The organism is Buttiauxella sp., from assembly GCF_035271705.1.
In the GTDB taxonomy this organism is placed as follows: Bacteria; Pseudomonadota; Gammaproteobacteria; order Enterobacterales; family Enterobacteriaceae; genus Buttiauxella.
Window position 1 is genome coordinate 1 of the sequence record NZ_DATERI010000132.1, and the last position, 18,757, is coordinate 18,757.

Below are 18,757 nucleotides of genomic sequence, written 5' to 3' on the forward strand. Positions count from 1 at the left end.
CCGACACTCTTATCTTTCAAGAACGCAAACATCAACCCGAGCCAAATAAGGCCACCCAGCAAATTCAGCACGCTGAACAAACCGTTGCCGCCAAACAGATAAGCATGCTTACTCACCTCGATGCCGACGGTAAAAATAAACATCTGCAACATGCCCATCGCCGCCGACACCGTGCCTTTGCTCATGTCGCTGGCGAACAGCGTCAGGCGCACCAGGCCTGCGTTGGCAAGGCCGATACCAAAGGCGTAAATACTCAAACCGGCAGTCATCCACAGATAGGCATGAGACGACACAACCGTTGCTACGGCAGCCACCACCAGGCCTGGCAAAATCCACCAGCCGCCAAAAATAATCAGCGAGCGCACGCTACGGCGTGAGGTTAAGCGTGCCAGCACCAGGTTACCGAGGATCAATGCGCCAAAGATAGGCACCTGCAGCAAACCGTATTCGTAAGTCGAGAGTTTTTCACCGCTGATGATGATAATCGGCGATTGCGCAATCCACGCCAGCAGCGGCAGACTGACAAAACCCGTCGCCAGTGCCCCCGCGACAAACCGCCCGTTGCTCAGTACCAGTTTGTAATCATGGCCTAAATCACGCAGCGACAGTTTCTCGCCCAGACGCGTCGCGGTTTCTGGCATGGCACGGTGCAAACCATAAAATGAAAAAGCCGCGAGTGCTGCAAACAGCACAAACATGGTTTCCCACGGCGCGTAGTGAATCCACGCGGCACCCACCAACGGGCCAAGCAACGGTGCAATCAATGCAACGTTCGCCATCAGCGCTGTGATTTTAATACACACCGCTTCTTCGAAGGATTCCTGGATGGCGGCATAGCCCACCGCACCGATAAAGCACAGGCTGACCCCTTGTAAGAAGCGCAGGAAGGTAAATTGCTCAATGTTCTGTGCCAGTAGTGTGGCAAGACAGGTGACGATAAACCACACCACGCCGGTCAACATGACCGGGCGGCGGCCAATTCGGTCCGACAGCGGCCCAAGTAGCCACTGTAAAAACATGCCGCCCGCCAAATACGCCGTCATGGAGGTCGGTACCCACTCGATACCCGCGTTGTATTGCTCGACAACCGCCAGCATGCCTGGCTGGATCATGTCATTGCCGATATAGGTCGAAAATTCATAGAGCACCAGGCACAGCGGAAATAGCAGTGCATGGCGACCCAATCGCTTATTATTTTGCATTAGAAACTCGAAGGAGAAGAAAACGCTCAAAGTGTAATAAATTGACTGCGTGGTAGATAGTGAATTGTTGTTGATCCTTAGTCGATTGCTCGGCATTCAGAAATACCCCCGACTTTATCAGGCATATCGTTTCTGTTTAGCCCTCTTGCTTCGTAAAGGCTGGGTGCGTGACTAAGTGTTTTTGCAAAGGTAATATGCGTTAATCAAAACCCGGCGATGCTGGGTTTGTCATTTTCAGAGGGAATTATGGAAACCCGGCGCGACGAACGCATCAACCGCCTGATTCAGGCGCTTAAACGCAGCGACAAAATTCACCTGAAAGAAGCGTCTGCTTTACTGGGTGTCTCTGAAATGACCATTCGCCGTGACCTGAGCAATGACCCAGGGCCGGTTGTCCTGTTGGGCGGTTATGTGGTTCTCGAACCCCGTAGCGTCACTGCCAATCACTACCTGTTAAGTGATCAGAAAACCCGTCGCATCGAGGAAAAACGCCACGCTGCACGCCTTGCTGCGGCTTTGGTGCGCCCGCATCAAACGGTATTTTTTGACTGTGGCACCACGACGCCATACATCATCGAAGCCTTAGATGACGAACTGATATTTACCGGAGTTTGCTATTCGTTAAACACCTTTCTGGCGTTGCAGGACAAACCCGGTTGTCGGGTTATTTTGAGCGGTGGGGAATTTCACTCCAGTAATGCGATTTTCAAACCGATTAATTTCCAGGAATGCCTGAATAACTTTTGCCCGGACATCGCTTTTTTCTCCGCAGCAGGTATCCATCCCCGTCATGGGGTCACCTGTTTTAATCTGGATGAGTTGCCAGTAAAACACTGGGCGCTAGCGATGGCACAACAGCGTGTGTTGGTGGTGGACAGCAGCAAATTTGGCAAAGTCCGCGCCGCCTGTATGGGGCCCGTTTCTGCTTTTGATTTGCTTATCAGTAACGAACAACCTGACGCGGCGTTTGTTGAGTATGCCGCGTCGCAGAATCTTACCTTGCAGTGGAAATAGCGCATTCGCTAAGTCGCTCCTCCAAAATAATTCGCGTCGCAGGCAGGCGGCAAAGGAGTGAAGCCCCCGGAGCTTACACAAGTAAGTGACTGGGGTGCACGACCGTAGCCAACACCCCTGCAACTCGAAGTATGAAGGAGGAAGGATTAGAACCAGCTACCAAACCAAGCATGGAACTTCATCAACACAAAGTCCCACATACGGCTAAAGAACCCACCCTCTTCGACTGCTTGCATCACCATCAACGGACGCTGTTCAATACTTTTACCGTTAAGCTGGAAGTCGATAGTCCCGACAACCTGGCCTTTTTTCAGCGGTGCGGTCAGTTGCGGATCATTCAGTTTGTAACTTGCCTTCAGGTTTTTCAGTTGACCGCGTGGAATGGTGACTGAGCCCCCCTCACCCGCGCCCAGATTCACTTCGCTTTTGTCACCGAACCACACGCGCTGTGTGACAAAAGTCGCTTCCGGTTTAATCGGCGTTACGGTTTCAAAGAAGCGGAAGCCCCATGTCAGCAATTTTTCGCTTTCATTGAAACGAATACGGTCAGTTTTGGTGCCCAGAACCACGGAAATTAAGCGCATCTCGCCTGAGGTCGCGGACGCCACCAGGTTGTAACCTGCCCCCGTAGTGGTGCCAGTTTTCATGCCGTCAACGTTAAGGTTTGAGCTCCACAGCAAGCGGTTACGGTTTGGCTGCTTGATGTTGTTGAAGGTGAACTCTTTCTCTTTGTGGATGGCGTACTCTTCTGGCACATCGTGAATTAAGGCTTTGCCCAGCAACGCCATATCGCGCGCGGTACTAAACTGCCCTGGAGCATCGAGGCCGTGTACGGTTTTAAAGGTGGTGTTAGTGAGATTCAGCTTTTGCGCATAGTTGTTCATCAGGCTGACGAACGAATCCTGGCTGCCGGCCACAAAATCTGCAAGCGCAATACTGGCATCGTTGCCTGACTGAATGATCACACCTTTATTCAATTCTTCAACCGAGACGGTATCGCCTGGCTTGAGGAACATCAGCGATGAGCCACGCAGCGCCGGATTACCGGTTGCCCATGCATCTTTGCCGATAGTGACCATATCGGTCAGTTTGATTTTTTCCACTTTGAGAGCCTGGCCAACCACATAGCTGGTCATCAACTTGGTCAAACTCGCCGGGTCGAGTTGGAGGTCGGCATTTCCTTCCGCCAATACTTTGCCGCTGGCGTAATCCATTAAGATCCAAGCTTTAGCATCAACTTGCGGCGCGTCAGCCGTCTGTTCCGCGCTCAGTGCAGGTGCAGCCACTAACAGCAGGGTTGTTCCTGCCAATAATGCTCGTAGCGAAGCAGGGATTTGTATAGTTTTCATAACACCACCCAGTATCCATTCTAAAAAAGTGACGACACACGCCGTGACTTAATGATTCAAGTTGCCAGTAAGCCATACCCAAAATAATAGGCGTTGCATCAAGGCGGCAAAGACGTGAGTCCCAATAAGCTTACTCAAGTAAGTGATTCGGGCAATCGTCTGCGGCCAACGCAGATGCAGCTTCTAGTATGAAGGGTATAACGTGTGAATCGCTTAATGAAACATAGCGTTGGTAAAGTTTTTTAAGTTTATTCGATAACTGCACCACTTGCCGCCACGTTAATCAGTTTTTTACCAACCGTTGAACATACGCGCTGTTTTCTTCATCAACACTCGGCATAATGAGATGCAAACTAACAATGAGGAAACAAAATGATCACAGTTTGGGGCAGAGACAATTCAACGAATGTGAAGAAAGTACTGTGGTGCCTGGAAGAGTTAGGTGTGGCGTATGATTCAGTCCCGGCAGGTGGGAAATTTGGCAAAACCCATGATGCAGAATATCTGGCGATGAACCCAAATGCGCTGGTGCCCTGCATTCACGACGACGCCACCGACCTGACGCTGTGGGAGTCCAATACCATCGTGCGTTATCTGGCGGCTCAATACGGCAAAGATTCGCTTTGGATTGCAGACCCTGCAGCTCGTGCGCGTGGTGAAAAATGGATGGACTGGACGGCAACCTCTCTTACCGGCCCACATCGTGGTGTATTTATCAGCCTGGTACGTCTCGCACCTGAACAACGTGATGAAAAGCTGATCGCCGATAGCATCGAGCAATGTAACGCGCTATTTGCCATCGTGGATGCGGAATTGGCGAAGCAGCCGTGGCTTGGTGGCGCTGAATTCGGTACTGCCGACATTGCGCTGGCTCCAACTGTCTACAATCTGTTCAATCTCGATATCCAGTGGAATGATTTTCCCAACCTGCAACGCTGGTATCAGCAACTGACCCAGCGCCCAGCGTTTAAGCAATTCGTCATGATTCCATTGAGTTAATCACTCATTCGATGGGCTGATTTTCAGTAGTTCCCCGTCAGATTCGTCGGTCAGGACATACAGATAACCATCCGGGCCGACGCGCACATCACGAATTCGCTCACCCCTGTCATCAAGTAACCGCTTTTGGGTCTGCACCTTGTCGCCATTAAGCGTCAGTTCAATCAGGTTTTTCTCTTTTAGAGCACCAATAAACAGCTTCCCTTTCCACTGTGGGAAGGTGTCGGCGTGATAAAACGCCATACCGCTCACCGCAGGGGAAACTTTCCAGTAATAAAGCGGTTGCTCGGTGCCCGCAACAATTTCACCTTTCGCTTCAGGGATCGGCAGCCCGCTATAATTTATGCCCCACGTAGCCAGTGGCCAGCCGTAGTTTTTACCCGGCATCACCACGTTGAGTTCATCTCCGCCGCGCGGGCCATGTTCATTGAGCCACAATTCTCCATTGGCGGGATTAAACGCCATGCCCTGCGGATTACGGTGCCCATAAGACCAGATCTCACTTCTGGCGCCCTGTTTACCGGCAAAGGGATTATCGGGTGGTACATCGCCGTTTTGCGTCAGGCGAACCACTTTGCCCTGTAGCTTGTCCAAATCCTGTGCCGTGGGGCGTTGGTTGTTTTCACCCAGCGCGATAAACAAATAACCTTTGCCATCAAACGCCATCCGCCCACCAAAATGGTTGCCGGTAGAGAGTTTTGGTGTCTGGTTGAACACCACTTTGAAGTTTTCCAGGCGCTGCATATTGCTGCTCAGTGTGCCGTAACCCACGGCAGTTCCGGCCTGGTCATCACTGTTAGCTTGGGCAAAACTTAACCAAACGCGGCGACTTTTTTCAAAGTCCGGAGCCAAAACCACATCCAGCAATCCCCCCTGCCCATGCGCCCAAACTTTTGGCACACCGACAATCGGGTCACCTAAACCCTCACCGGGTTGCCAGCGGCGTAATTGCCCACCACGCAGCGTAATCAACACCCCCTGATTATTGGGTAGAAACGCTAACGACCAGGGATGGTCGAGCTTACTTTGCAGCACTTCCACCTTAACCTCAGCGGCCAGGGCAACACTGACTGAAAGCAGCAAAGACGCGGTAATGAATGAGCGGAATGGCAACCGTAGCATAGCTTTCTCCTTCTCGGATCTACCCGATAAGGTTAGCTTTTCAGGAATTCAGGGACGGGAGTTTTACAAAAACTTTACCAGAGGGGAGTCACCTCCCCTCGAGGTTTCAACGTTCAACCACCAGTTGGTGACCCATAACATCGTTCAGGTTGGCGGTGAGTTGTTGCAGGCAGTTCTCCAGTTTATCGGCATCAATTGCGATATATTGCGGGCAGTCGCGACGTCCGGTCATCAGGCATATTGCGGCAGAAGATACCGCGGTGATTCCCTGATTGATGCTCGCTATTTCTTGTGCAGTAAACTGGGTTTTGAGGTCTAAAGACCTCTCATGATACTCAGCGGACAAGTCGAATAAATTATCACGTAGATGCTCAGTTTCATTCACAGACATATAGCCTTTCGCTTTTCTCAATGCGAGATAAGCAGCCATGTCTATTTTGGCGATAATCATCTTTTTCAAGAGATCGCGTTTGAGTGATTCCCCCTTCATACATTTACCCCCTGTGTGATCTGAATCGATAACACACAGTGATAGTATGGCTAAATTTTAGACAGACTTGATTTTTTTCCCGCTCTTTTTTGATCCTCCGCAACAAATTTTATAACCCATAATATCCACGAAGAAACAATATGTTACGAAGCGGTTGTCACGCGGCAAGTGGAGGTTTGATGCTGCACCTCAAACATTTGACGTAACACACTGTGCCCAAGGTTGTTTTGCCAGGTGAAGCTGTTTTGCAACACCACCACAGCGAAATTATTCTTCCGATCAATACCAATGTAACTGGAATAACCGCCAATATATCCGACCTGATAAGTGATCGATTGCTCGCCATAGGTATCCGTCACCCAGGCAATATTGGCCGCTTCTTTATCACGCGGATAATAGACCTGCATCGTGTCAACGATAGCTTTATCCAGTGTGGCATTGCCGGTGCGTTCAAGATGGGCGGCGGCAAAGGTCAGCAAATCGGCGGTGTCGGTGTACAACCCACCGGCCCCGAGCATATTGCCGGAGAATTGCCAGTCCGGCACCACCTGCCCACGGGGGATAAACTTCGGCTGGCTACCGGCATGTCCAATAGCGCGCTGCGGGTAGCGCTTGAGTTTCTGCGGAATAAAGCTGCTGTTGTGCATTTCAAGAGGCTCGAAGATGAGCGTTTGCACCAGTTGGTCGGCACGCTGGCCCGTTTGATAATGCAGAACATAATCCAGCACCGCATAACCCAAGTTCGAATAAACGGGTTTAGTGTTATCTGTTTTTGAAAAATAGGCCAAATCGGCCACCACGTCGTCACTGTCCAGATGCGAGTAAAAATTCTCACCATTGCCCAGATAACGAATAAAGGCGGTCAGCATCGGCAAATCCATATTCTGCCGGGGCAAACCGGAAGTATGAGTCACCAATTGGAGCAGCGTGATTTTCTTCGCATCTGCACTTAATGGCACCGACGGCGGCATTAAGGTTTCAAGCGTATCAGACCAATGCAAACGTCCCTGCGCCACTAATACCGCGGTCGCTTCGGCGGTCATGCCTTTACTCAGTGAACCGACTGCAAATAACGTCTGTTCATTGACGGGATATTGGTGCTTCGTATCGGTGACACCAAATTGCCAATAGTGACGTTGGTTATTGGCGTCAATCACCCCAACCACCATGGCGGGAGATTGCTGTTCAACCAGAGTTGGCAACCACTGGTTAATGTCGCGATTCGCAGACATACCGCAAACACGTTGCGCCTTTTGCGGTACCTCAGCAACGGGTGCGACGTTAGACAGTGTGCCACACCCCGTCAGCATGAAACCGAGCAGCATCGTACTCGGGGGCGTTATGTGACAGGGGATGTTCATCAATTAATTGGCTGCAACACAAGATTTGGCATCCAAACCCATCATCAATGTGCGTTTTTCACCCACTTTTTTCAGGCCAAAATGACTGCTGTGATAACGGTAAAATGCCTGGTCACCGTTCATATTTTGGTAGGAGTAGCGTTTGCCGTTGAGCCAGGCATAGTCCCCCTCTAACGCCAGCTTATCGCTGCTACCACAAACAAACTTGAGTGCCGAGGCCGGTGGCGTGTTGAGCGGTGTTGGGATGATATTGCAGGCTGATACCAACAGGGCACCCGTTAGCATCCCGGAAAGGGCTAAAATCTTACGCATAATGCGGTTCTCTCTTTGAACGGGACGTTACGATTGTATTAAGCGCACAGATAATAGGGCCTGCTTCCCTGGTAAGCAAAAACTAACCACTTCAATGTTTCTGAAATTTCATCTTGTGTGCTGGGAAAAACAACCAGTAGAGCCTTGTCGAAAACCCGTGTAGAATCGCCCGGTTTTTAAATTCTGTTTACTTTGTGAGCGTGACCTGTATGCAACAACCCCGTATTGGCTTTGTCTCCCTCGGCTGCCCAAAAAACCTCGTTGATTCTGAACGGATCCTAACTGAGCTGCGCACCGAAGGTTACGATGTAGTGCCTAGCTATGATGATGCCGATATGGTTATCGTTAACACCTGCGGCTTTATCGACAGTGCCGTACAAGAATCGCTCGAAGCGATTGGTGAAGCACTGAACGAAAATGGCAAAGTGATTGTGACCGGCTGTTTAGGGGCCAAAGAAGATCAAATCCGCGAAGTGCACCCTAAAGTTCTGGAAATCACCGGCCCACATAGCTACGAGCAAGTTTTGCAGCACGTTCACCACTATGTGCCGAAACCTAAACACAACCCGTTCCTGAGCCTGGTGCCAGAACAAGGCGTGAAGCTGACGCCACGTCACTACGCGTATCTGAAAATTTCTGAAGGCTGCAACCATCGTTGTACTTTCTGCATCATCCCTTCAATGCGTGGCGACCTTGATAGCCGTCCGATTGGCGATGTGCTGTCTGAAGCAAAACGTCTGGTTGATGCCGGTGTTAAAGAGCTGCTGGTTATCTCTCAAGACACTTCCGCTTACGGCGTGGATGTTAAGCATCGCACTGGTTTCTATAACGGCGAGCCGGTGAAAACCAGCATGGTGAGCCTGTGTGAGCAACTGGCAAAACTCGGCGTCTGGACACGTCTGCACTACGTTTATCCGTACCCGCACGTTGATGATGTCATTCCATTGATGGCCGAAGGCAAGATCCTGCCTTATCTGGATATTCCTTTGCAGCACGCCAGCCCACGCATTCTGAAGTTGATGAAGCGCCCTGGCAGTGTTGACCGCCAGTTGCAGCGCATTAAGCAATGGCGTGAAATTTGCCCGGACTTGACGCTGCGTTCCACCTTCATTGTTGGCTTCCCAGGTGAGACCGAAGAAGATTTCCAGATGCTGCTCGACTTCCTGAAAGAAGCACGCCTGGATCGCGTCGGCTGCTTTAAGTTCAGCCCAGTTGAAGGTGCAACTGCCAACGAACTGCCGGATCCGGTACCGGAAGACGTGAAAGAAGAACGCTGGAACCGTTTCATGCAGCTGCAACAGCAAATTTCTGCTGAACGTCTGCAAGAAAAAGTGGGCCGTGAAATTCTGGTGATCATTGATGAAGTTGACGAAGAAGGCGCGATTGGCCGCAGCATGGCTGATGCTCCAGAAATCGACGGCGCGGTTTACCTCAATGGCGAAACCAAAGTGAAACCGGGTGATGTGGTGCGCGTGAAAGTTGAAAACGCGGACGAATATGACCTGTGGGGCTCAGTGGTTTAATCCTTCAAAAGAGCCTTTCCAGTTTGGAAAGGCTCTTTACTTTAACGACCTAATTCCTGCTCCATTTGCACGACCATTTTATTATCAATCCTGAAAAACCACACCGTTACTGCCAGCAATAAATGCAGCACACCGGGTATCGCTGTGGAAAGTAACGTGATCCCCGCCAAAGACAATGGTGTCTGGTTTTCCATACCGGAACGGTAAGCCACGACGGTCAGTACAACGCTGACGATAACTCCTGCTACTGCCCAAGCCAGCTTGACAAAAAATAGGTTAAACGCAAAGTTCATGCCCGATGAACGGCGGCCTGACTTCCATTCACCATACGTATCAGCAAAGGTCACAAGGGTGAAGTGCATCGGTAAAATAAAACCCAACACGACACAACAAACAAAGACTAAAACCAGCCACACAGTGGTCGCTGTCCCGGGAACAAACCATACTGCGAAGTGAGCAAGTGCCAGAACCATATTCACCCAGAAATAGAGGGTTTTAATCTCAAAACTGCGCGTCAAATATTGCACCAGAATTGAACCTGTAATTCCTCCCAACGTCGCCATGCCAAAAAATAATGAGGTATAGGTCGCATCACCCTGCAGCACATAAGTAATGAAATACATGGCGACCCCACCTTTAGTGTTAAAGATGCTGATGATCAACAACGACATCACAAAGGTCAGCAAAAGCTGATCATTACGACGGATGCTTTTCAGGCTTTCATGAAGGTTAAACGTATGATTGTTTCGAGCCACTACTCGCTCTTTCACACCATAAAAGCACAGTAGAAACATCGCGATGGCTAAACATGCCAGAACGCCTACACCATACTGATATCCCCGAACCGCATTCCCCTTGCCAAAGTAATCCACCATAATGGGCAACCCAACCGAGACGGCGAAACCCGCCACGCCGCACAACGCAAAACGCCAGGACTGGCATGAAACAAGTTCCAGCGGATTCGTGGTGATTTTGGTTACCAATGCGCAATAAGGCACGTTGTTGAGGGAATAAAGCACCGAGAGCGCAAAGTAGGTCACAACCGCGTAAAGCACCTTCCAGTGATAAGCCAAATCCGGGACGCTAAAGGTCAGAAATGCAATCAGCCCTAATGGAATTGCTGTCCAGAGTATAAACGGCCGGAACTGCCCCATTTTGGTCGAGGTGCGGTCAGCAATAACCCCGATCAGTGGATCAGAAATAGCGTCAATCACACGCAGCACCAGGAATAGTGTTCCCACCACAGCCGGTGTTAAGCCAAAAATATCGGTATAGAAGAACGTTAAAAAATTCGAAATAAGGCCGGTAACAATCGTGCCACCTGCGTCTCCAAGCCCGTAACCTATTTTTTCACTTACCGAGAGTCTTGCCAGCCCAACTGAGTGACTGGCCACACCCAAATCATTAGATATTCCACTCATCATGCTCTCCACATTTATCCGTGTCAGAATGGACGAATCAGCCCCAGAACCTCGGCACCTTCACGTACCAGCAAAGGCAACGTGTCGAGTGGTGCGGCAACGCTGATAAACCGGCCGCCCTCATGGCGCTCACCCGAAACCGCGTCAACCCACACAGTGTTACCGGGTAACCAGACACGACGTTGCCTCTCCCCTGCGTTAACCACTGGCGCAACCAGAACGTCTTCACCAAAGAGATATTGGTCTGTTATCTGCCAGGCTTGTTCATCCTCGGGATAGTGATAAAACAGCGGGCGCATTAACGGCTCGCCTGTCTCATGAGCTTGCTGCATGAGTTTGCGTAGGTACGGCCGCAGCCTTTCGCGTAGCGCTGCGTAACGGCTGAGAATGGCAAAGGTGGACTCACCAAAACTCCATAGCTCGTTGCCTGCTCCGGTGTTGCATTGTGCGATACCGTCACGGTAAGGGATCTCTGGTTCAGTAATGGGATCTCGGTGTCCGTGCATGCGCAGAACCGGGCTGAATACCGCCCACTGGAACCAGCGTACGAGTAGCTCATGAAAAGCCGGATTGCTCACATCACCGCCATGGAATCCACCAATATCAGTGGTCCACCACGGGATACCCGCCATGCCCATGCTTAACCCCGCGCAGAGCTGGTTACGCATCGACGCAAATGATGAGTGGATATCGCCAGACCAAACCAAGGCGCCGTAGCGCTGGCTCCCGGCCCATGCGCAGCGCACCAGGCTTACCGGATTACTCTGCCCCGCTTCGCGCAGACCGTCGTAAAAAGCCTCGGTAAAATGCAGGGGATAGATATTGCCCGTTTCAAGGGTATTACCTATGTGATAACGATAGTTATCAAAATCATAGACACCATATTCTGGCTCAGCCTCATCAAGCCAGAATAGGTTTACGCCATTGTCAAAATAGTTCCTCTTACAGACATCCCAGATGAACTGGCGAGTCTCAGGATTCGTAGGGTCGATAAAGCGGCTATTACCTAAAAAATCGAAGTTAATATTTAGCCCTTTACGGGTATTCACCAGCAAACCCTGCTCGTTCATCGCAGGATAATTTTCACTTTTCACATCCACCGTCGGCCAGACTGAAACCATCAATTCCGTACCCATTTCCTTGAGTTCGGCGGTCATCGCCGCGGGATCAGGCCATTCCCGTGAATCAAATTTCCAGTCGCCCTGCACTGGCCAATGGAAGAAATCGGCGACAATCACCGCCAGAGGAATCCCGCGATCACGATACTCACGTGCCACACTCAGCAACTCATGCTGGGTGCGATAACGTAATTTGGATTGCCACAGACCCAGTGCAAATTCGGGCATCAAAGGGGGTTTACCGGTGGCGTTCGCATAGTTTCTGATGATTTCCGCCGGGGTATCCCCTGCCGTTATCCAGTAATCAATATGCGATGCGGCCTGAGCATGCCAGCGCGTTTCGTTATTCGCAAAAATAGCTTCGCCTACCGCGGGGTTATTCCATAAAAACCCATATCCCAGGCTCGACACCATAAACGGCACGCTGGCCTGAGAGTTTCGTTGCGCTAATTCAATAGCACACCCTTTTAAATTAATAAAAGGTTGCTGATATTGCCCCATGCCACATATTTTTTCATTAGGGTTAGCTTCAAACCTGACATTTATTTCCATGGCATTTCCGGCCAGCGGTTTCATCTCGCGACCGGAAATTTTTAAAGCACTTATTTTCTTTTGTGGTTGATTTCCCGCATTCCAGAAATGCTCACCGTTGTCTCTTTGCCGCCATAACTCCTCCAGTATGCATTCATTTTTCTGGTTATAAAAAGCAACCCGTCCCTGCGGGTCAACACAGGCTCTAATATTTCCGTTAATTATCATTAGATTTTCATCATGGCGTTCAAATGTCACCGGAAAATCAGGTTGTTCAAGCAGTGCCCAGATTGGAATATCAAGGCTTTCAGGTTGCATGCCTGAAATAATTCGAAAACTATCTTTGCCCCATGGATAAATGGCAAGAAAATATCCACTCCATGACCAATATAGCGAGTTATCTTTAATTTGTAGGGTATTCATCATGACCTCATTTTATTTATGGGAAGTTATAATTATGATTCCGTAAACGTTTCCGATCCTGGTTAACATTAGGCAGTATGTCAATGACGGCATGAGCCAAGGAAGTGATAAAATCTAGAAACTGTGATCTTAGGTTTATTATTTAGAGTTTTTCAGGTCAGCCGTGATATATTTATGCGGCAGTCATCCCAAATGGTTAAACTGAGCAGAGTAATATATATATCCCAAATAATTCGAGTTGCGGGAAGGCGGCAAGCAAGCGAGTCCCGATGAGCTTAGTAAACTAAGTGATTCGGGTGAGTGAACGCAGCCAACGCACAGGCAACTTGAAGTATGAAGGGTATAGCTATGGCGTAATCGTCCATGTGTGGGAAAAGGAATAGATGAATATCAAAGAGTTGGCAAAATTACTGGATCTCTCCATTGCCACCGTTTCAAGAGCACTCAATAGCCACCCTGAAGTCAGTATGGCAACGCAAAAGCGCGTACTTGAGGCGGCAAATTTCTATGGTTATCGGCCCAACGCCGCTGGCAGAAATCTGCGCAAGGGTAAGGTCAACACGGTTGCGCTCCTGCTACCATCCGGTGAACGGGACAACTTCTATACAGCTTCTTTTTTCATGCGCGTTGCTGCGGGTCTGCAAACCCGCCTGCGCCAGCAGGATATCGACACCATCCTGCACCTGGCACTGGACGATGCAGATGAAAAACTGTGGCTACAAAAAATTGTTGAGCAACGCAAAGCCGACGCAGTCATACTGACCAACACTCAAATCAACGATCCTCGCATTGAGTATTTGCATAAAAATAATTTCCCGTTTGCCACGCTTGGACGCAGCTCTACCCTGAATGGCGAATTTAACTGGGTAGATTTGGATTTTGCCACGGTGGCAAAAGAAGCGGTGCAACAGGGGAAAATGGCGGGATATCAAAATATTGCGCTGGTCACGTTGGAAAAATCGAGTGCGCAGGGAGCTATCTTCACAGAGGCCTGGCGCGACGCCTTACGCCAGCAAAACCTGAAAGTGAATGAAGAATATCTCTTCCAGGGTGAAATCAGTGAGGCGTCCGGTTTCGAGGCGCTGCGTTATTTCCACCAGTTGCCCACCCCTCCTGACTACATCATCTTTCTTAGCGACTTACAGATGCTAGGAGCAAGCTTTTATACCCGGCAACAGCGCTGTCACTACCCGTTCTTTGCCGGAGTTTTTAGCAGCGATATCTCATCATTTCTGCCGATAAAACCTACGGGTTTTGACGTCCCTTTCAGGGTGATAGGTGAAGATTTGGCAACCGCTATTCTCAATGCCATGCAGGGCGAACAACGTCCGGTGCATTCCTTACCAGAGTTATGCCTTGTCACCCGACGGGAACACAAAATGGGTTAACCCTTTATCTTCGGATCCAACGCGTCGCGCAATCCATCCCCCAGCAAATTAAACGCCAGCACCGTCAGGAAAATCGCCAGACTCGGGAAGATAGCCACATGTGGCGCAATCACCATGTCGGCTCGCGCTTCATTGAGCATCGCGCCCCACTCCGGCGTCGGCGGCTGTGCGCCTAATCCTAAGAACGACAAACTCGCCGCGGAAATTATCGACGTGCCGATACGCATCGTGAAATAGACCACTATTGATGAAACCGTACCCGGCAGAATATGGCGGAAGATAATTGTCGCGTCAGAAGCGCCGATACTGCGGGCCGATTCGATAAAGGTTTGGTGTTTGAGCACCAGCGTATTCCCGCGTACCAGGCGGGCAAACGCGGGAATACTAAAAATGGCGACCGCGATAATCACATTCGACATTCCGCTGCCCATCACCGCGACCACAGCAATCGCCAGCAAAATCCCGGGAAAGGCAAACAGCACGTCGCAAATACGCATAATGACGCGGTCCCACCATCCTTCGTAATACCCCGCCAGCAGGCCGCAAAAGGTGCCAATTAACGCGCCAATCAGTACCGAGAACACCCCAGCTGCCAGCGAGATTTGCGCCCCCACTAACACACGGCTGAAAATATCGCGCCCTAACGAATCCACGCCAAACCAGTGCAGCATTGACGGGCCATCATTGAGCCGGTCGTAATCAAAATAGTTTTCCGCATCGAACGGTGAAATCCACGGTGCAATCAGTGCGATAGCAATCAGGAATAGCACGAACGTCCCGGCGAAAATCGCCACCGGTTGCTTGCGCAAGCGGCGCAAAAACTCGTGCCACGGGGTGCGCACCTGATGGGGTCGAACAATCGGCATCGCATTCAGTACCGCCTGGCGTCGCCAGTTAAAGAGTCGCATCCTTACTTGTACCTGATAGCTGGGTTAATGGCGGCGTAGAGCAAATCCACCACTAAGTTGATAACAATAAATTCCAGCGAGAACAGCAGCACTTCCGCCTGAATCACCGGGTAATCGCGCATCTCAACCGAATCCACCAGCAAGCGCCCAAGCCCCGGCCAGTTAAATACCTTTTCGACGACGATGGAACCGCCGAGCAAAAATCCGAACTGTAACCCCATCATGGTGATAACCGGGATCATGGCATTACGCAGCCCGTGTTTGAGAACGATCAGTGTTTCGCTCACCCCTTTCGCGCGCGCGGTGCGCATGTAATCTTCTTGCAGCACATCAACAAACGAGGCGCGAGTAAAACGCGCCATCACGGCCGCAACCGCCGCACCTAACGTTACTGACGGTAGAATGTAGTGCTGCCAGGTCTCGGCCCCCACCGTCGGTAACCAGCCCAGTTCCACTGAAAACACCTGCATCAGCAACATGCCCAGTGCGAACGCCGGGAAAGAGATACCGGAAACCGCAATCGTCATGCTCAATCTGTCCGGCCAGCGATTGCGCCAGACGGCAGAAATAATGCCGGTGAACAGGCCGAAAATCATCGCCCACCCCATACTGGTGAGCGTCAGCCAAAGTGTCGGCATGAAACGGCTGGCTATCTCTTCAGACACCGGACGTCGTGACACCATCGAGGTACCAAAATCGCCCTGCAATATATTGCCGATATAGCGCAAAAATTGCTGCCAGAGCGGTAAATCCAACCCCAACTGCTTACGTACCATTTCAATAATTGATGCATCGGCATCAGGCCCGGCGATTAAACGCGCAGGATCCCCCGGTAGCATATGGACAAACAAAAACACCAGCACCGCCACTATAAGCAGCGTTGGAATAAGTCCCAGCAAGCGTTTGAGAAAATAGTTAAACAATATTGCTCCGTAAACTTCTATGTTGCGGTGGATGTCGCTTACGCTAATCCACTCTGCAACGGTCTTCCGTATGTCGGATAGCGTAAGTGACATCCGACATTGACTACACGTTATGACTTCACGCTGTTATTTCAGATCCGCATCATCAAAATTAAATCCGGTATCTGGCATCACATAAAAACCGCTGAGGTTTTTGCTGTGTGCGGAAACCAGTTTTTCGACCACCAGCGGCACCCACGGAGACTCTTTCCAGATGGTGTCCTGCGCGTCTTTGTACAGCTTCGCTTTTTCATCACGGTTGGTGGTTTTCAGCGCATCAACCAGATCTTTATCAACCTGCGGATTGCTGTAGAAAGCCGTGTTAAACAACGTTGGTGGCCAGTTAGTTGAGGCAAACAGCGGCGACAATGCCCAATCGGCTTCGCCAGTCGACGCCGACCAGCCAGTGTAGAACATTCTCACGCCACTTTCTTTCTGTCCTTTACCTTCCACTTCAGCCGCTCGCTGCCCGGCATCCATCGCCGTCACTTTCACTTTGATACCGACCTGCGCCAGTTGCTGTTGGGTGAACTGCAACACTTTCTGCGCGGTACTGTGGTTATGAGAGGACCACAATGTGGTTTCAAAGCCATTTGGATAACCCGCTTCTTTTAACAGCTCGCGGGCTTTTGCTGGGTCATATGGCCAGGGTTTGTAAGATTGTGCGAAGTCGATAGACGGCGGCACCACGCCTTCGGCTGGCGTCGCGTTGCCCGCGAACGCCACTTTCACCAACGCCTGGCGGTTAATGGCGTAGTTGATAGCTTCACGGACTTTGGGATTATCAAACGGCTTTTGCGTCACGTTCATGCTGAGATAACGTTGCATGATGGAAGGCGATGCCACCAGTTCCAGTTTGTCGTTTTTCTCCAGCACACCGGCTTGCTCGTAAGGGATCGGGAACGCAAATTGCGCTTCACCGGTTTGTAGCATGGCCGCACGAGTGTTGTTATCCACCACCGGACGCCAGGTGATGGTGTCAAGTTTCGGCAACCCCTGTTTCCAGTAACCGTCGAATTTCTTCACCTTCACAAAGTCAGTCTGGTTCCAGGTGTCCAACTGGTATGGGCCGGTGCCGACCGGATGGAAACCAATCTCTTTGCCGTATTTTTTCAATGCTGCTGGCGAGATCATCGCCGTAGCTGGATGGGCGAGAATATTGATAAACGCGGAGAATGGCTGTTTAAGGGTGATTTTTACCGTGTTGGCATCAACGGTTTCGGTCTTCGCAATCGTTTTATACAGGTTATAGCGTTTGAGGTGATTTTCCTGATTGCTGGCGCGGTCTAAGTTGACTTTTACCGCCTCGGCGTTGAAATCGGTGCCATCCTGGAATTTAACCCCAGGCTGCAGTTTGATGGTGTAAACCAGGCTGTCGTCAGAAACGGTATAGCTTTCCGCCAGCACGTTTTGCAGTTTCATCTCTTTATCAAAGCCAAATAGCCCCTGATAAAACGACTTTGCCACCGCCTGTGAAAGTGTGTCGTTGGCGTCATACGGGTCAAGCGTGGTGAAGTTGGATGCTACGGCGACGACGACATCTTTAGCGGCAAATGCCGGTGTAGCGATGACGCTGGTCGCGAGACCCGCTGCCAACAGCCACTTTTTACTTTTTATTGCTGTCATGGTGTTCTCCTGATTATCCTTGGCCAAAAAATGATTATCACTTTGTCCGGGCAACAAAGTGCCCCGGCCCGACATTCACAAGCGTTGCAACGCGTGGTTCATACCCCAGTTTGTGCGTGGTACTGGGGATTTCATCAGATAGCAAAACCGGTTTAGGCCGACGATGCTCAGGATCAGCAACCGGCACTGCCGCCATGAGTTTCCGGGTATAGGGATGCTGCGGATTTTCAAACACCGCACGACGAGGGCCGATTTCAACAATTTGCCCGAGGTACATCACCGCCACGCGGTGACAAATACGCTCAACCACCGCCATATCATGTGAAATAAACAAAAAGGCGATGCCAAACTCGCGTTGCAGATCGAGTAGCAAATTGATGATTTGTCCACGAATCGAGACATCCAGCGCCGAAACAGACTCATCGGCGATAACCACTTTCGGATTGAGTGCCAGCGCACGGGCAATGCAAATTCGCTGCCGCTGACCACCGGAAAACTCATGCGGATAACGCCACGCATGTTCTGGCAACAGGCCGACGCGCTCCAGTAACCAACCCACACGCTGTTGTGCCTGCTCTTTGGGCATCACGTTATGGACCAGCAACGGCTCCATAATCGAATACCCCACGGTCAGACGCGGGTCGAGTGAGGCATAAGGGTCCTGGAAAATAAACTGGATGTCCTTGCGCACATGCTGCATGTCGGCATTTGAAAGTGTGTCGATGCGCTGGCCGTTGAAGTGAATGCTGCCGCCCTGGGTTTCCACCAACCGCAGTAGCGCACGCCCGGTAGTGGATTTGCCACTGCCCGACTCCCCCACCAGCCCCAGCGTTTCACCTGGCCATAAATCAAAACTCACTTTTTCAACCGCATGTACCCGACTCGTTACGCGATTGAAAATGCCACTGCGAATATCAAAGCGCGTCACCAGGTCACGTACTTGCAACACGGGCACCGCACCAGGTGCTATGGTGTCTTGTTCGGTTTCGGCTTCTGGTTGGTCAGGGT

At 50.7% G+C, this 18,757-nt stretch carries 16 protein-coding genes; 4 read left to right on the plus strand and 12 right to left on the minus strand.

The genetic code is table 11. The features are described from left to right. Positions 1-1,202: MFS transporter (locus VJY99_RS12300; RefSeq protein ID WP_324118818.1), on the minus strand; the 1,202-nt coding region annotated here is incomplete at its 3' end. Positions 1,203-1,448: 246 nt separating this feature from the next. Between VJY99_RS12300 and deoR the strand changes: the two genes are divergently transcribed. After that, the gene (deoR, locus tag VJY99_RS12305; RefSeq protein WP_324118819.1) at positions 1,449-2,216 is read left to right on the plus strand and encodes a DNA-binding transcriptional repressor DeoR; all 768 of its coding nucleotides are present in this window, start codon (positions 1,449-1,451) and stop codon (positions 2,214-2,216) included. Between the two features lie 146 nt (positions 2,217-2,362). Here deoR and dacC read toward each other — a convergent pair whose 3' ends face one another. Then, positions 2,363-3,565 carry a serine-type D-Ala-D-Ala carboxypeptidase gene (gene dacC, locus VJY99_RS12310; protein ID WP_324118821.1) on the minus strand — a complete coding sequence of 401 codons (1,203 nt, stop codon included), beginning with the start codon at positions 3,563-3,565 and terminating at the stop codon, positions 2,363-2,365. Between the two features lie 372 nt (positions 3,566-3,937). Here dacC and VJY99_RS12315 point away from each other — a divergent pair, with 372 nt between their 5' ends. Further along, entirely contained in the window at positions 3,938-4,564 is a 627-nt protein-coding gene (locus tag VJY99_RS12315) for a glutathione S-transferase family protein (RefSeq protein WP_324118823.1), read from the plus strand. Here VJY99_RS12315 and VJY99_RS12320 read toward each other — a convergent pair whose 3' ends face one another. From VJY99_RS12320 to VJY99_RS12335, 4 genes are all read right to left on the minus strand, one after another. Then, the gene (locus VJY99_RS12320) at positions 4,565-5,677 is read right to left on the minus strand and encodes a PQQ-dependent sugar dehydrogenase (protein ID WP_414641592.1); all 1,113 of its coding nucleotides are present in this window, start codon (positions 5,675-5,677) and stop codon (positions 4,565-4,567) included. 115 nt (positions 5,678-5,792) lie between these two features. Beyond that, a complete protein-coding gene (locus tag VJY99_RS12325; RefSeq protein WP_324118828.1) occupies positions 5,793-6,176 on the minus strand; it encodes a biofilm formation regulator BssR in 384 nt (127 codons plus the stop codon). 143 nt (positions 6,177-6,319) lie between these two features. Next, positions 6,320-7,501 carry a serine hydrolase domain-containing protein gene (locus VJY99_RS12330; RefSeq protein ID WP_324118829.1) on the minus strand — a complete coding sequence of 394 codons (1,182 nt, stop codon included), beginning with the start codon at positions 7,499-7,501 and terminating at the stop codon, positions 6,320-6,322. Positions 7,502-7,540: 39 nt separating this feature from the next. Then, complete coding sequence (locus VJY99_RS12335) at positions 7,541-7,849, minus strand: hypothetical protein (RefSeq protein WP_324118831.1); 309 nt, start codon at positions 7,847-7,849, stop codon at positions 7,541-7,543. A gap of 209 nt (positions 7,850-8,058) precedes the next feature. Here VJY99_RS12335 and rimO point away from each other — a divergent pair, with 209 nt between their 5' ends. After that, complete coding sequence (gene rimO, locus VJY99_RS12340) at positions 8,059-9,372, plus strand: 30S ribosomal protein S12 methylthiotransferase RimO (RefSeq protein WP_324118833.1); 1,314 nt, start codon at positions 8,059-8,061, stop codon at positions 9,370-9,372. 41 nt (positions 9,373-9,413) lie between these two features. On the opposite strand, the gene VJY99_RS12345 is transcribed toward rimO, so the two are convergent. Both VJY99_RS12345 and VJY99_RS12350 read right to left on the minus strand, forming a co-directional pair. Further along, positions 9,414-10,793, minus strand: coding sequence for an MFS transporter (locus VJY99_RS12345; protein WP_324118835.1), 1,380 nt, complete (start codon positions 10,791-10,793; stop codon positions 9,414-9,416). A 23-nt stretch (positions 10,794-10,816) separates the two neighbouring features. Next, a complete protein-coding gene (locus VJY99_RS12350) occupies positions 10,817-12,865 on the minus strand; it encodes a glycoside hydrolase family 31 protein (protein WP_324118837.1) in 2,049 nt (682 codons plus the stop codon). A gap of 383 nt (positions 12,866-13,248) precedes the next feature. Here VJY99_RS12350 and VJY99_RS12355 point away from each other — a divergent pair, with 383 nt between their 5' ends. Continuing rightward, positions 13,249-14,253 carry a LacI family DNA-binding transcriptional regulator gene (locus VJY99_RS12355; protein WP_324118839.1) on the plus strand — a complete coding sequence of 335 codons (1,005 nt, stop codon included), beginning with the start codon at positions 13,249-13,251 and terminating at the stop codon, positions 14,251-14,253. Here VJY99_RS12355 and gsiD read toward each other — a convergent pair. The 4 genes from gsiD to VJY99_RS12375 all read right to left on the minus strand — a co-directional run. Further along, complete coding sequence (gsiD, locus tag VJY99_RS12360; protein WP_324118841.1) at positions 14,250-15,161, minus strand: glutathione ABC transporter permease GsiD; 912 nt, start codon at positions 15,159-15,161, stop codon at positions 14,250-14,252. The two genes, VJY99_RS12355 and gsiD, sit on opposite strands and share 4 nt — an antisense overlap. A gap of 2 nt (positions 15,162-15,163) precedes the next feature. Further along, positions 15,164-16,084, minus strand: coding sequence for a glutathione ABC transporter permease GsiC (gsiC, locus tag VJY99_RS12365; RefSeq protein WP_324118843.1), 921 nt, complete (start codon positions 16,082-16,084; stop codon positions 15,164-15,166). Positions 16,085-16,210: 126 nt separating this feature from the next. Beyond that, positions 16,211-17,749, minus strand: coding sequence for a glutathione ABC transporter substrate-binding protein GsiB (gene gsiB / locus VJY99_RS12370; protein ID WP_324118845.1), 1,539 nt, complete (start codon positions 17,747-17,749; stop codon positions 16,211-16,213). A 37-nt stretch (positions 17,750-17,786) separates the two neighbouring features. Beyond that, positions 17,787-18,757: ATP-binding cassette domain-containing protein (locus VJY99_RS12375; protein WP_324118847.1), on the minus strand; the 971-nt coding region annotated here is incomplete at its 5' end.

What these genes read in the sequence shown, in the direction of transcription:
- VJY99_RS12315 (WP_324118823.1), top strand. Translation starts at nt 3,938, where the DNA reads ATGATCACAGTTTGGGGCAGAGACAATTCAACGAATGTGAAGAAAGTA.
- VJY99_RS12325 (WP_324118828.1), bottom strand. Translation starts at nt 6,176, where the DNA reads ATGAAGGGGGAATCACTCAAACGCGATCTCTTGAAAAAGATGATTATC.
- dacC (WP_324118821.1), bottom strand. Translation starts at nt 3,565, where the DNA reads ATGAAAACTATACAAATCCCTGCTTCGCTACGAGCATTATTGGCAGGA.
- VJY99_RS12350 (WP_324118837.1), bottom strand. Translation starts at nt 12,865, where the DNA reads ATGAATACCCTACAAATTAAAGATAACTCGCTATATTGGTCATGGAGT.
- rimO (WP_324118833.1), top strand. Translation starts at nt 8,059, where the DNA reads ATGCAACAACCCCGTATTGGCTTTGTCTCCCTCGGCTGCCCAAAAAAC.
- gsiB (WP_324118845.1), bottom strand. Translation starts at nt 17,749, where the DNA reads ATGACAGCAATAAAAAGTAAAAAGTGGCTGTTGGCAGCGGGTCTCGCG.
- VJY99_RS12335 (WP_324118831.1), bottom strand. Translation starts at nt 7,849, where the DNA reads ATGCGTAAGATTTTAGCCCTTTCCGGGATGCTAACGGGTGCCCTGTTG.
- VJY99_RS12345 (WP_324118835.1), bottom strand. Translation starts at nt 10,793, where the DNA reads ATGAGTGGAATATCTAATGATTTGGGTGTGGCCAGTCACTCAGTTGGG.
- VJY99_RS12355 (WP_324118839.1), top strand. Translation starts at nt 13,249, where the DNA reads ATGAATATCAAAGAGTTGGCAAAATTACTGGATCTCTCCATTGCCACC.
- gsiD (WP_324118841.1), bottom strand. Translation starts at nt 15,161, where the DNA reads ATGCGACTCTTTAACTGGCGACGCCAGGCGGTACTGAATGCGATGCCG.
- VJY99_RS12330 (WP_324118829.1), bottom strand. Translation starts at nt 7,501, where the DNA reads ATGCTGCTCGGTTTCATGCTGACGGGGTGTGGCACACTGTCTAACGTC.
- deoR (WP_324118819.1), top strand. Translation starts at nt 1,449, where the DNA reads ATGGAAACCCGGCGCGACGAACGCATCAACCGCCTGATTCAGGCGCTT.